Origin of the sequence: Iamia sp. SCSIO 61187, from assembly GCF_019443745.1 — a bacterium.
Taxonomy (GTDB): domain Bacteria; phylum Actinomycetota; class Acidimicrobiia; order Acidimicrobiales; family Iamiaceae; genus Iamia.
In genome coordinates this window covers 2,006,329-2,019,186 of the sequence record NZ_CP050948.1, presented here as the reverse complement: position 1 = coordinate 2,019,186, position 12,858 = coordinate 2,006,329, and the positions used below count along the sequence as shown (strand labels likewise).

Sequence of the window (12,858 nt, the reverse complement as noted above, 5' to 3'; positions counted from 1 at the left end):
GCGCCGTCAGACCGGGCGGGTCTCCTTGAGGAGCAGGCGCACCTCGTCGGCGAAGTCGTCGACGCCGGTGAAGTCCTTGTAGACGCTGGCGAAGCGCAGGTAGGCGACCTCGTCGAGGTCGCGCAGCCGCTCGAGCACGGCGACGCCGATGCGGGTCGACTCGACCTCCCCGCCCCGCCGGCGCAGGCTGTCCTCGACCCCGGTGGCGAGGGCGTCGACCTGCTCGGGGGTCACGGGCCGGTTCTTGGCCGCGGCCAGGACCCCGGCGACGACCTTGTCCCGGTCGAAGGGCTGGCGCTGGCCGGTGGTCTTCACCACCACCAGCGGGGCCTCGTCGACCCGCTCGAAGGTCGTGAAGCGGTGGCCGCAGGTCAGGCACTCCCGGCGGCGGCGGATGGCGGTGCCGTCGTCGGATGCGCGCGAGTCGACGACCTTGTCGTCGACGGCAGAGCAGTCCGGGCAGCGCACGTCGCGAGGATACCGATGCGGGCCCAGCCGCCCCCTTCGGCCCGGCCGCCGGGGATCGCTCAGCCGTCGACCGGGACGGCGACGGGCTCGCCCACCTCGAGGTCGGCCGTGCCCCGGTCGGCCACCATGGCCTCGACCACCGGGCGGACGTCGCCGGTGGGGTGGACCTGGCGGGCCAGCGTCCACAGCGTGTCGCCGGCATCGGCCTCCACCACCACCGTCGGCCCGTCGATGGGCGCCGGCTGCGGGGCGGACCAGGCGGCGGCGAGCCCGCTCAGGGCCCGGGCCAGCTCGACCACGAGCACCACGACCGTGACGAGGACCAGCAGGGCCACGACGCGGCGCCGGCGGTAGGTGGCCGCCAGGGCCTGGGGTGACCGTCCGCCGGGGATGAGGCGGAGCTGCGGGCGGCCCGGGGCCCGGCCCCCGGGGGTGGGGCGGGGCGACGGGGTGGGAGCGAGGACTGCGGCCATGGGGTGATCATCCTCAGGGGGTGTGACAGTGAAGCCGGAGGCGTCGCCGTCAGGGCGGTGGGTGGGGTCGGAGGACGTGTGACAGTGAAGCCGGGCGGGCCGGGCGGGAACGCCCGTTCCCCGGCACGATGCCCCGAACAGGCGTTCCGCGTCAACCCCCGAGGCGAACGCCTGTCCGCGGAACAGGTGTCCGCCCGCGGGGCCTCCGTCGTGCTACCGTGCGCACATCCGTTCGCCTCGGGGAACGGGTACCGGAAGCACCCGCAGACGACCCGCCCGCCCGATCCGCAGGAGATCCCATGGCCACGACCCCGCCCCTCACCACCCGGCAGCGCCAGATCCTCGACTGCATCGAGACCGCCATGCGGGACCGCGGCTACCCGCCGTCGGTGCGCGAGATCGGCCAGGCCGTGGGCCTCACCTCCCCCTCCACGGTGCACAACCACCTCAACACGCTCCAGAAGCGGGGCTACCTGCGCCGCGACCCCAGCAAGCCCCGCGCCATCGAGGTCCGCTACGACGCCATGTCGGGCGGCGTCGTCGAGCGGGGCCACGTCCGCCACGTCCCCATCGTCGGCGACGTCGCCGCCGGCACCGACGTGCTGGCGGCCGAGAACATCACCGAGTCGATGCCGGTCCCCGAGGAGCTCACCGGCGACGGCGACCTGTTCATGCTGCGGGTCCGGGGCGAGTCGATGATCGACGCCGGCATCCTCGACGGCGACTACGTGGTCGCCCGCTCCCAGCCCGACGCCGAGCGCGGCGACATCGTCGTGGCCGGCATCCCCGGCGAGGAGGCGACGGTCAAGACCTTCCTCCGCAAGGGGTCCAAGATCGTCCTGCGCCCGGCCAACGAGCGCTACGAGGACATGGTGTTCGACCCCGAGGACGTCGCCGTCTTCGGCAAGGTCGTCACCGTCATGCGCCGCGTCTGACCGCCGTCGCCGGCGACGGGCCACACTGGCCCGATGGGTCGGGGACGGGGGCTGGTCGTGGCCGGCGTGGCCGGGGCGTTCGTGGCCCTCGCCGCCCTGGCGGTGACCGGGGCCCTGGGCGGCGACGACGCCGGGCCCGACCCGGCGCGCCAGCCCGACGAGCAGTGGAACCTGGCCCTGGTCGGGGCGCCCGAGGCGTGGGCCACGACCACCGGGGAGGGCGTGGTGGTGGCCGTCATCGACAGCGGGGTCGACTCCCGCCACCCCGACCTGCGCGACCGGCTGGTCGGTGCGGCCGACTGCGTCGGAGCCGACGGGGACCCGGGCCGGTGCGGCCCCGGGGGTGACACCGACGCCGACGGCCACGGCACCCACGTGGCCGGCATCGCCGTGGCCACCGCAGCCAACGGGCGCGGGGTCGCGGGCGTGGCGCCCGACGCCGACCTGCTCAGCGTGCGCGCCCTCGTCCCCGTCCGGTGCGGTCGCCGCCCGTGCGGGGCGACGGGCCGGGCCGAGGACGTCGCCGCCGGGATCCGCTGGGCGGTGGGCCGTGGCGCCGACGTGGTCAACCTGTCGATCGGCGCCGTGGCCGACACCACCGGCGTGCTGGACGCCGCCGTCGACGACGCCACTGCCGCGGGTGTGGTGGTCGTGGCCGCCGGCCCGAGCGGTGCGGCCGGGTCCGACCCCGCCCCGGACCGGGCGGTGGTCGTCACCGCCGTCGACCACGAGGGCGACGGCGCCCCCTACGCCCGCGGGGTGGGCGGGGCTGCGGCCGCCCTCGCCGCCCCCGGCGGGGCCGAGCGGGCCGCGACGGGAGATGGGTGCGACGGCGACCGCGCCGTGCGCTCGGACCTCCCCGTCCCCGGCGGCTCGGCCGACGCCACCGGCTGCCTGGTCGGCACGTCGATGGCGGCCCCCCACGTCAGCGGCGCCGTGGCCCTCCTGCTGGCCACCGGGCTGTCCGGCCCCGAGGCGGTCGAGCGGCTCCTCGCCACGGCCGTCGACCTCGGCGTCGACGGCGTCGACGACCGCTTCGGCTCCGGCCTGCTCGACATCCCCGCCGCCCTCGCCCCCAGCTGACCGGGCCCCGCGGCGCGACCGATCAGCTCCGAGGCGACGCGTCGGGTCGTCCGGGAGGTCAGCCGATCAGGGCGGCCAGCGCGGCGTGGCAGGCCTCGAGCGGCGCCCGCTCGACCCGCTCGTCCACCGTGTGGGCGAGCGTCGGGTCGCCGGGTCCGATGTTGACCGCCGGCACGCCGAGGGCGGCGAAGCGGGCGACGTCGGTCCAGCCCAGCTTGGACCGCACCTCGAGACCGTGGTCGGCGATGATGCGCGCCAGGAGGGGGTGCTCCACGGCGGGGGCCGCAGCCGGGGCGGCGTCGACGACCTCGAAGCCGTCACCGTCCTCGAGGAACGGATCGACGACGGAGCGGACGTGGGCGACCGCCTCCTCGATGCTGCGATCAGGGGCGAAGCGGTGGTTGAGCGTCAGCACGGCCAGGTCCGGCACCACGTTGCCGGCCACTCCCCCCTCGACCTTGACCGCCTGGAGCGCCTCCCGGAACTCGCAGCCGGCGAGCACCGGTCGCCGCTCGGGCACGGCGGCCACGGCGTCGAGGAGCGGGCCGAGCCGGTGGATGGCGTTGCGGCCCATCCAGGGCCGGGCGGAGTGGGAGCGGACACCGGCGAGGCGGACCTCGACGCGGAGGGTGCCCTGGCAGCCGGCCTCGACGCCGGCACGGGTGCCCTCACCCAGGATGGCGAGGTCGCCGGCCAGCAGGTCGGGTCGCTCGCGGACCAGCTCGGCCAGGCCGCTGTGCTCGGCCGCCACCTCTTCGCGGGCGTAGAAGACGTAGGTGACGTCGACCGCCGGCTCGGGCACCGTCCGGGCCAGGTCGAGCATGACGGCCAGCCCGCTCTTCATGTCGGCCGCACCCAGGCCCCACAGCGTGTCCCCCTCGATGCGGGCCACCCCGTTGCCCTCGGCCTCGGGCACCGTGTCGGTGTGGCCGGCCAACACCACCCGCTGGTCTCGGCCCAGCGTGGTCCGCGCCACCAGGTTGTCGCCGACCCGGGTCACCTCCAGGCCGTCGACCGATCGCAGCTCGGTCTCGAGCCACCCCACGAGCGCGCCCTCGGCGAAGCTCTCCGACGGGACGTCCACCAGCTCGGCGGTGAGGGCCAGGAGGTCGGTCACCCCCGCAGGCTAGGAGCCCTCCGCGGTCACCTCTATCCTCCGGATCGTGACCCCCTCGAAGGCTCCCCGCACGGCCCGTGGCATCGGCCTCGCCACCTTGTCCACCAAGGGCGACGGCACCAAGGTGCTCGACACCTGGTACCCGGTCCTCTCGGTGGACCGCGAGGCCGACCCGACGCCGTCGGTGCTCGCCGCCGCGGGGGCGACGGGCGCGACGGGCACCACGGTCGTCGACGCCGACGCCCTGCGCCGGGGGGCGGCCAAGCTGCGCAAGCCCGACGTCAAGGCCCTCGTCCTGGGTCTGGCCGACGCCCTCGACGCGCCGGGTGGGGGGCTCCCGACGCGTCGCGTCGCCGTGGTCACCGTGGTCCCCGACCTCACCGCCGCCCCGACCGACGCCCACGACGTCTACCTGCGCCTCCACCTCCTCTCGTCGCGGCGGGCCCGTCCCCACCAGCTGGCCCTCGATGGCATCTTCCGCCTCCTCAACACGGTGACGTGGACCGACCACGGCCCCGCCGACCCGGACGACTTCGAGGCCGACCGCGTCGCCCTCCGGGCCCGGGGGGAGCGCATCGAGGTCTGGGGCGTCGACAAGTTCCCCCGGATGACCGACTACGTCGTGCCCTCGGGGGTGCGCATCGCCGACACCAGCCGGGTGCGCCTCGGCGCCCACCTGGCCGACGGGACGGTGGTGATGCACGAGGGCTTCGTGAACTACAACGCCGGGACCCTCGGTCCCACGATGATCGAGGGGCGCATCTCCGCCGGGGTCGTCGTCGGGGCCGACTCCGACGTCGGGGGCGGGGCGTCGATCCAGGGCACCCTGTCGGGCGGCGGCACCGAGGTGAACTCGATCGGCGAGGGGGCTCTGCTGGGCGCCAACGCCGGCATCGGGATCTCCCTCGGCGACGGCAGCGTGGTCGAGGCCGGCCTCTACGTCACCGCCGGGACCCGCGTCACCCTCCCGAACGGCGACGTGGTCAAGGCCCGGGAGCTGTCGGGCCGGCCCGGCATCATGTTCATCCGCAACTCCGAGACCGGCGTGGTGGAGGTCCGGGACCGCAAGGGCCGGTGGGGAGCGCTCAACGCCGACCTCCACGCCAACTGATCGCTGATCAGCGCGCCGGCGGCCACCCCGCCGGGCCCCACGGCCCGGGAGGAGGCCACGGCGCCGGCGGGGGCGCGCTGGCGCGGATCGCGGCCCGCGACCGCCCCCGGGTGCGCCCCAGGATGACGGCGACGAGGACCGCCAGGAAGATGCCCACGACGAGCAGGACCACCCCGCGCTCGGCCCCGCTGCGCAGCTTCCGGTAGGGGCTCTCGGACACCACCACCCCGGCCCGCTCGGGATCGATCCCCGACGTCGCCGACGACCGCAGCACGTACTCCCCGGCGGTGTCGAAGCGCACCGTCAGCAGGGGCACGTACTGCTCACCGTCCTCGGTCAGATCGTTGAGCCCGTCGTAGGGACGGAGCTCGAGCGGAGCACCGCCATCGGCGGGGACGATGCGCAGCTGCAGGTCCTCGGCCAGCCGGGCCTGGTCCTGGGTGCTGCGGACGATGATCGGGCCGAAGTAGGCCACGGTGTAGGAGGCCGGCTCCGGGATGGTCAGGGGCTGGTCGGTGCCGGGGGCGGCGGCGCTGGCGTCGCGCGCCGTCTGCTCGGCGTCGCGGAAGCCCCGCTGGACGGCGACGATCCCCCCGACGACGGCGAGGAGGGCGAGGGCGACCGGGACGAGGTACCACCATCCCCGGGGCCGGACCACCGGGGGGCCGGGGGCGATCACCTACCAGGAGCCGGGAGGCGGGTAGCCCCCCTGCTGGGGGTACCCGCCGGGCTGGGGGTACCCGCCCGGTGGCCCGTAGGCGCCGGACGCGAAGGCGGCCTGGGTGATGCGCCGCTTGGACCGGCCCCGCCTCACCAGGAGGACGATCATGACGATGAGGGCGATGACGAAGCCGATGCTGCCCACGATCACCATGAGGGCGGCTCCCTTGCCGACCTCGGCGAACGGGTTCCCCTTGCCGATGGCGAACTGGGTGTCGCTGGTCGACTCCGAGAAGCCCGTCTCGGTGACGGTGAAGGTGTAGGTCCCCTCCTGGGGCGCCTCGAAGGTGAGGACGGCGGAGAGGTCGTTGTACTCGACGCTGCCGACGTAGTCGCGGGCCGGGACCGACTCGCCGTCGGGGCCGACGATGGTGGCCGTGGCGCTGAGCCCGAACTCGTCGCCGGCGCCCGGCCGATCGAGCCAGATCCGGTAGTCGCCGGCGGAGCTGAGGTCGACCTCCGTCGCCTGCCCCGCCGGGACGCGAGCGAGGTCGTCGGCCACGTCCTCGGCCCGTTGGAACCCCATGACGAAGAGGACGACGGCGACCACCGAGAAGGCGATCCAGATCGCCAGGGGGAGGAGGAGCGCCAGCGCCAACCCGGGCTTCGGCTTCTCGAGGGTGGCGCTCATGGGTCCTCCGTGCGACGTGGGGGGACGACGCATCGCCCCGGGGTCGGCCCATCATGCACCGCCGGACCTGGTCGGCGGGGCCGCCGGGGGCGGGGGACCCGGCCCCGGTGGGTCAGCCCGTCGCCACCAGGCGGCGGCACAGCTCGGCCACGCGGTCGTCGGTGACGACGAGGGCGAGACGGACGAAGCCCGCGCCGCGGGACCCGTAGGTCGCCCCGGGGGTGGCCAGGACCCCTGCATCCTGGGCCAGGCGGCGCGCCAGGCCGGCCCCGTCGCCGTCGGGGGCCGGCACCCACAGGTAGAACGCCCCGCCCGGCGACGGGGTCGGGAGGCCGGCGGTGGCGAGGGCGGCGACGACCGCGTCGAGCCGACGGCGGTAGGTCGCCCGCTGGGCGGCGGCGTGGTCGTCGTCGTCGAGGGCGGCGGCGGCCACCTCCTGCACGGGACCGGGCACCATGAACCCGGCGTGCTTGCGCAGCTGGCCCAGGTAGGCGACGAGGTCGGGATCGCCGGCGTAGAAGCCCACCCGCAGACCGGCCAGGTTCGACCGCTTCGAGAGGGAGTGCACGGCGAGGACGCCCTCGCTGCCGCTCTCCAGGATCGTCCGCGGCGGACCGTCCCAGGTGAGCTCGGCGTAGCACTCGTCGGAGAGGACGGGGACGCCCCGCGCCCGCCCCCACGCGGCGGCCGCCTCGAGGTCGTCCAGCGCACCGGTGGGGTTGCCCGGGCTGTTGGACCACAGGCACAGCGCTCGCGCCGCGTCGGCGGGGTCGATGGCGTCGAGGTCGAGGGCACCCGTGGCAGTGGGGGGCACGGCCACCGCCCGGCAGCCGGCGAGCCGGGCCCCCATGGCGTAGGTCGGGTAGGCCACCGCGGGGTGGAGGACGGTGTCGCGGCGGGCGTCGTCGTGGCGGAGCCGCAGCCAGTGCGGCAGCCCGGCGACGAGCTCCTTGGACCCGATGGTCGCCCCGACCTGGTCGGGGGTGACCTCGACGCCGAAGCGCCGGCCGATCCACCCCGCCGCCGCCGTGCGGAGGGCGACCGAGCCGATCGACGGCGGGTAGCCGCGGCTGGCGGTGGACCGGGCCAGGATCTCGGCGACGAAGGCCGGCGGGTCGTCGATCGGGGTGCCGATGGTGAGGTCGATGGCCCCACCGGGGAACGAGGCGGCGGTGGCCTGGATCTCGCCCAGCGTCTCCCACACCAACGGCGGCGGGGCGAACCCGCGGCCCTCGCTCACGGCGCCGCCCCGGCGACCCGGGCCGGGGTGCTGAAGGTGGCGTCGACGCCGTCGGGCCCGACCCGGCGGATCTCGGAGATCCGGCCGCCGATCCGCCCCAGCCCCAGCAGGCCCTCGCGGTCGAGCGTGGCCGTGCCCGTCGTGCGCCGGTCGCGGGCGGTGGCGTCGTGGTGCTCGCGCGCCCGGCGGCCGGCGGCGAAGAGCGCCGCCACCACCTCGTCGTCGCCGGCGTCGAGGGCCTCGGCCAGGGCGACCAGGCGCCTTCCCACGGTGCGGAGGACCGGGGCGAGGGCGTCGGCGTTGCCCGACGCCATCTCCGCGCCCAGGGTCGGGTGGCCGCCGGCGACCCGCGTCAGGTCCCGGAACGACCCGGCGGCCAGGGCCCGGGCCAGGGCGGGCTCGGCGTGGTCGTCGACCAGGCCGGCGCCCACGGCGGCCAGGGCGTACGGGAGGTGGCTCACGAGGGCCACGGTGCGGTCGTGCTCGGCGGCGGACACGGGGACGATCGTGGCGCCCACGGCGAGGGCGACGCGGGCCACGTCGGCCCAGCGCCCCAGGTCCACCGGCGGGTCGAGGGCCAGGGCCCAGGTCCGACCCTCGAACAAGGTGCCGGAGCCGGCCTCCCAGCCCGAGCGCTCGGTCCCGGCCATGGGGTGCCCGGGCACCAGGATCGACGGGTCCGGCAGGTCGGCGCCCACGGCGGCGATGGGCGCCTTCACCGAGCCCACGTCGGTGACGGTCGGGGCGGCGGGCCCGCGACCGGCCGTGGCCGCGCCGATCTCGAGGATCGTCGTCGGCAGGTGGGCGAGGGCGGTCGCGGCGACGACCACCTCGACGCCGCTCGAGACGAGGGCGGCCACGTCGTCGACCACCTCGACGCCGAGGGTGCGCGCCCCCTCCTGCGCCTCGGTCGACCGGGTGGTGGCCACCACTCGCCCACCGGCGTCGCGGAGGGCCCGGGCCAGCGACCCGCCGATGAGGCCGAGGCCGACGATCCCGACGCTCGGGACCTCGATGGTCACGGTGACCTCCATGCCGGGTACGAGCCCAGGCCCTTCACCGTGCACCCCAGCCGGCGCAGGTCGGCGAGGGCCTCGGCCACGGCCGGGTCCGACGCGTGGCGGTCGAGGGTCAGGACGAAGCAGTAGACCCCGAGGCCCCGGCGCAGCGGGCGGCTCACGATGTTCGACAGGTTGATGTCCCGGTGGGAGATGGGCTCGAGGATGCGCAGCAGGACGCGCGGCACCTCGGACTCCGGCGGCGTGACCACGATGGTGGTGCGGTCGTCGCCCGTGGGGTCGGCCTCGGACCGGGCCACCAGGGCGAACCGGGTCTGGGCGCCGGGGTGGTCCTCGACGCCGTCGGCGACCACCTCCAACCCGGCCAGGGCGCCGGCCTTGGCCGAGGCGACCGCCACCTGGCCGGGCTCGGTCGAGGTGGCGACCAGGCGGCAGGCCTCGCTGGTCGACGAGGTGGGTCGGGCCTCCAGGCCGCGGCTCCCCCACCACCGGGTGGTCTGGGCCAGGCCGACGGGGTGGCTGAGCACGGTGGTGGGCGGGGTGTCGTCGCCGCCCCGCCGGAACGCCGTGAACGTCACCGGGACGGCGACCTCCTCCCGGATGAGGACCTGGTCGGTCTCGAAGACGATCACGTCGATCGTGCCGGTGACCCCGCCCTCCACCGAGTTCTCGATGGGGACGAGGCCCATCAGGCAGCGGCCGGCCTCGACGTCGTGGACGATCTCCTGCACGGTGGGGCGGGGCACCAGCTCGGCGGTGGCCGGGGCCGTGCGGAGCAGGTCGGTGGCGGCGTGGGCGAAGGTGCCCTCGGGACCGAGGAACTCGACGACCGGGCGCGGGCTCACGGCGACCGTCAGCTGGGGCTGGGGGTGCTGTCGCCCAGCACCGCGGCCCGCTCCGAGGGGCTCGACTGGCGACCGACCGAGGCGGGGGGCTCGGAGAACGGGGCGACCACCTGGTCACCGGTCCAGTGCGGGTAGGAGCCCACCACCTTGATCTGGGCCCCGGCCGCCCACAGGTCGGCGATGGCCGCGCCCATGCGGGGCTCGTGGATGTGGGCCTCGGCGGTGACGATGAAGCAGAACTCGGCGCTGGAGGCGAGGGGCCGGCTGTGCAGGCTGACCAGGTTCACGCCGTGGTCGGTGAAGGCCGCGAGGAAGCGCTGGAGGTTGCCGGAGCGGTCGGTGGGCTGGGTGAGCACGAGCGTCGTCTTGTCGTGGCCGGTCGGGGCGGCGACCGAGCGGCTGACGAGGAAGAACCGGGTGCGGGCCTCGGGCACGTCGTCGACCGACGCCGCCACCGGCACCAGGCCGTAGGCGTCGGCCACCTCCCGGGGCGCCAGGGCCACCAGGGCGGGGTCGCCGCTCTCGGCCACGATGCGGCAGGCCTCGTGGGTCGAGCCCACGAACCGGGTGACCAGGCCGTTCTCCTGGATGAAGCGATGGCAGTGCTCGATGGCGCGGGGCTCGGACACGACGATGCGCCCCTCGGCGGCGTCGTCGGTGCGCACGCGGAACGCGTCGACCGTCTCGCCCACCACGACCTCCTCGCTGACGAACACCTGCGAGGTGCCGAAGATCAGCCGGTCGAGGACGGCGGTGTCCTCGCCGCCGTAGCTGTCCTCCACCGGCAGCAGGCCGGCGCAGCCGGGGGTGTGCTCGACGGTCTCGAGCACCTCGGCCACGGTGGCCATGGCCAGGACCTCGTCGGGCACGACGGTGGTCAGAGCGTCGATGGCCCGCAACGACAGCGGACGGTGCGAGGTGAGGTGGAGGAGGACGGCGGCATCCATGGCCGGCCGACCTTACCGGGGGGTGCTGGCGGGACCGCCCACGAGGTAGGCGCTCAGCTTCGAGCGGCCGGCGTCGTCGAGCCGGGCCCGCAGCAGCATCCCGTCGTCGGTGGCCTCCTCCGAGAGGACCTCGCCCTCGCGGTGGATCTCGGCCAGGACGTCGCCGCGGGCGAAGGGCACCAGCAGCTCGCACGACGAGGTGAGCGACCGCAGCCGGTCGGAGATGGCGAGGAGGAGGTCCTCGACGCCCTCCCCGGTGCGACCCGACACGGCGACCGACCCGGGGTGGCGGTCGACCAGGCGCTTCCACTCCGGCGTGGTGTCGCGCTTGTTGAAGCAGATCAGCTCCGGGACCTCGCCGGCACCGATCTTGTCCAGCACCTCGCGCACGGCCGCCATCTGGCCCTCGGGGTCGGCGGCGGCCGAGTCGACGACGTGCACGAGCAGGTCGGCCTCGGCCGCCACCTCGAGCGTCGAGCGGAACGCCTCGACGAGCTGGTGGGGCAGCTTGCGGACGAAGCCGACGGTGTCGGTGGCGAGCACGCCCTCGCCGCCGGGCAGCTCGAGCCGCCGGGTGGTGGCGTCGAGGGTCGCGAAGAGCCGGTCCTCGACGTGGACCTCGGCGTCGGTGAGCTGGTTGAGCAGGGTCGACTTGCCGGCGTTGGTGTAGCCGACCAGGGCCACGTGGGTCACCCGGCTGCGGCTGCGGGCCTTGCGCTGGGTCTCGCGGTGCTGGGAGATGTCGCGCAGGTCGGCCTCGAGCTTGTGGACCCGGCGCAGGACACGGCGACGGTCGACCTCCAGCTGGGTCTCGCCCGGGCCGCGGCGGGCCCCGAGGCCACCGCCGGCGCCACCGGCCTGCTGGGAGAGGGACCCGCCCTTGCCCCGCAGGCGGGGCAGCCGGTAGCGGTGCATGGCCAGCTCGACCTGGGCCTTGCCCTCCTGGCTGGAGGCGTTCTGGGCGAAGATGTCGAGGATCACCGCGGTGCGGTCGATGGCCGTGCGCCCCAGGGCCTTCTCGAGGTTGTTCTGCTGGGCCGGGCTCAGCTCGTCGTCGAACACGACGGTGTCGCAGTCGACCGCCTCGGCCAGCTGCTTGAGCTCGTCGACCTTGCCCTTGCCGATGTAGGTGGCGGGCTCGGGGCGGGTCCGGCGCTGCACGACCCGGCCGACGACGTCGGCGCCGGCGGTGTCGACCAGCAGCTCGAGCTCGTCGAGGCTGGCCTCGGTGTCGTCGTCGAGGTGCGGCGGAAGGGTGACGCCGACGAGGAGGATCTTCTCCCGGAAGGTGCGTTCGATGAAGGCACCGGTGGTGCCGCCGTAGTCGCCGAAGGCGCCGCGGTGGCTCTCGGGCTCGCTGCCGTCGACCTCGTCGGGGCGGACGTCGTCACCGCTCACGCGTCGACCTCCACGGTGGCGATGCGCACCGAGGGGCCGTGCAGCATCAGCCGCTCCCCCACCTCGACCTCGACGTCGCCGCCAGGCATGCGGACCCGCACCCGGTCGCCGACCAGGCCCCAGCCGTGGGCGGCGTGGGCGGCGGCGGTCGCCCCGGTGCCGCACGCCAGGGTCGCGCCGGCCCCGCGCTCCCAGATGGCCATGGTGAGGTCGTCGGTGGCGCCGGGCGTGGGGGCGATGGCGTGGACGTTGATGCCGGCGTCGTAGCCCGCCTCCCAGTGCGGCCCGGCCCGGTGCACGTCGACCTGGGCGGGGTCGTCGACCAGGAGGACGAGGTGGGGGTTGCCGAGGTCGACGGTGGCGGTGCGGAGCGGCTTGCTGGCGAAGGCGATGGGCTCGGTGACGGCACCGGCGTCGGGCTCGCGGTCGGGGCTCGGCCCGGGCCGGGCCGGGCCCATGTCGACGGCGGCGGCGACGGTGGCCGGGTCGGGCCCCGGGGTGACGGCCACGGTGCGGAGGCCGCCGTCGGTGGCGATGCGGAGGTCGATCGTCGTGACGCCGCGCCGCACCGCCTCGGCGTGGGCCAGGCAGCGGATGCCGTTGCCGCTCATCTCGGCCCGGCTGCCGTCGGCGTTGAAGAGGGTCATGGCCAGGTCGACCGGGCCGTCGTCGGCGACCGGGGGGTCGGTGACGCCGAGCAGCAGCCCGTCGGCGCCGACGCCCGTGTGGCGGTGGCACCAGCGGACGGCGTGGTCGGGACCGATCGGGGCGAGCACCGCCGCCGGGCCCAGCAGCACGAGGAAGTCGTTCCCGAGGCCGTGGTGCTTGGAGAGGCGGAACGTCATGGACCCCCAGTCTCGCAGCCCGGGAC

14 protein-coding genes are annotated in these 12,858 nt (G+C 75.6%); 3 read left to right on the top strand and 11 right to left on the bottom strand.

The features are described from left to right. Positions 1 to 6: 6 nt before the first annotated feature. Positions 7 to 468 (bottom strand): transcriptional regulator NrdR, encoded by a 462-nt coding sequence (nrdR, locus tag HC251_RS09750; protein ID WP_219945100.1) that lies wholly within the window; start codon positions 466 to 468, stop codon positions 7 to 9. A gap of 59 nt (positions 469 to 527) precedes the next feature. After that, positions 528 to 941, bottom strand: a complete 414-nt coding sequence (locus HC251_RS09745; RefSeq protein ID WP_219945099.1) for a hypothetical protein — start codon at positions 939 to 941, stop codon at positions 528 to 530. Between the two features lie 299 nt (positions 942 to 1,240). On the opposite strand from HC251_RS09745, the gene lexA reads away from it, so the two are divergent. After that, positions 1,241 to 1,876: a transcriptional repressor LexA gene (gene lexA / locus HC251_RS09740; RefSeq protein WP_219945098.1), complete on the top strand. Its 636-nt coding sequence runs from the start codon at positions 1,241 to 1,243 to the stop codon at positions 1,874 to 1,876. A 33-nt stretch (positions 1,877 to 1,909) separates the two neighbouring features. After that, positions 1,910 to 2,959, top strand: coding sequence for a S8 family serine peptidase (locus HC251_RS09735; protein ID WP_219945097.1), 1,050 nt, complete (start codon positions 1,910 to 1,912; stop codon positions 2,957 to 2,959). A 58-nt stretch (positions 2,960 to 3,017) separates the two neighbouring features. On the opposite strand, the gene dapE is transcribed toward HC251_RS09735, so the two are convergent. After that, positions 3,018 to 4,076 (bottom strand): succinyl-diaminopimelate desuccinylase, encoded by a 1,059-nt coding sequence (gene dapE, locus HC251_RS09730; protein ID WP_219945096.1) that lies wholly within the window; start codon positions 4,074 to 4,076, stop codon positions 3,018 to 3,020. A 43-nt stretch (positions 4,077 to 4,119) separates the two neighbouring features. Here dapE and HC251_RS09725 point away from each other — a divergent pair, with 43 nt between their 5' ends. After that, complete coding sequence (locus tag HC251_RS09725) at positions 4,120 to 5,187, top strand: DapH/DapD/GlmU-related protein (RefSeq protein ID WP_370651291.1); 1,068 nt, start codon at positions 4,120 to 4,122, stop codon at positions 5,185 to 5,187. A 7-nt stretch (positions 5,188 to 5,194) separates the two neighbouring features. Here HC251_RS09725 and HC251_RS09720 read toward each other — a convergent pair whose 3' ends face one another. The 8 genes from HC251_RS09720 to dapF all read right to left on the bottom strand — a co-directional run bounded on the left by HC251_RS09720 (position 5,195) and on the right by dapF (position 12,832). Next, complete coding sequence (locus tag HC251_RS09720) at positions 5,195 to 5,866, bottom strand: hypothetical protein (protein WP_219945095.1); 672 nt, start codon at positions 5,864 to 5,866, stop codon at positions 5,195 to 5,197. Beyond that, positions 5,867 to 6,538, bottom strand: a complete 672-nt coding sequence (locus tag HC251_RS09715) for a PPC domain-containing protein (RefSeq protein ID WP_219945094.1) — start codon at positions 6,536 to 6,538, stop codon at positions 5,867 to 5,869. Between the two features lie 112 nt (positions 6,539 to 6,650). After that, complete coding sequence (locus HC251_RS09710; RefSeq protein ID WP_219945093.1) at positions 6,651 to 7,778, bottom strand: aminotransferase class I/II-fold pyridoxal phosphate-dependent enzyme; 1,128 nt, start codon at positions 7,776 to 7,778, stop codon at positions 6,651 to 6,653. Next, positions 7,775 to 8,812, bottom strand: a complete 1,038-nt coding sequence (locus HC251_RS09705) for a prephenate dehydrogenase/arogenate dehydrogenase family protein (protein ID WP_219945092.1) — start codon at positions 8,810 to 8,812, stop codon at positions 7,775 to 7,777. Before HC251_RS09705 ends, HC251_RS09710 begins: the two co-directional genes overlap by 4 nt. Further along, positions 8,797 to 9,642 carry a prephenate dehydratase gene (pheA, locus tag HC251_RS09700; protein ID WP_219945091.1) on the bottom strand — a complete coding sequence of 282 codons (846 nt, stop codon included), beginning with the start codon at positions 9,640 to 9,642 and terminating at the stop codon, positions 8,797 to 8,799. The genes HC251_RS09705 and pheA overlap by 16 nt, the downstream gene beginning before the upstream one ends. An 8-nt stretch (positions 9,643 to 9,650) precedes the next feature. Then, a complete protein-coding gene (locus HC251_RS09695; protein ID WP_219945090.1) occupies positions 9,651 to 10,589 on the bottom strand; it encodes a prephenate dehydratase domain-containing protein in 939 nt (312 codons plus the stop codon). A gap of 12 nt (positions 10,590 to 10,601) precedes the next feature. Continuing rightward, positions 10,602 to 11,987 carry a GTPase HflX gene (gene hflX / locus HC251_RS09690; protein ID WP_219945089.1) on the bottom strand — a complete coding sequence of 462 codons (1,386 nt, stop codon included), beginning with the start codon at positions 11,985 to 11,987 and terminating at the stop codon, positions 10,602 to 10,604. Beyond that, the gene (gene dapF, locus HC251_RS09685; protein WP_219945088.1) at positions 11,984 to 12,832 is read right to left on the bottom strand and encodes a diaminopimelate epimerase; all 849 of its coding nucleotides are present in this window, start codon (positions 12,830 to 12,832) and stop codon (positions 11,984 to 11,986) included. Before dapF ends, hflX begins: the two co-directional genes overlap by 4 nt. Positions 12,833 to 12,858: the final 26 nt, after the last annotated feature.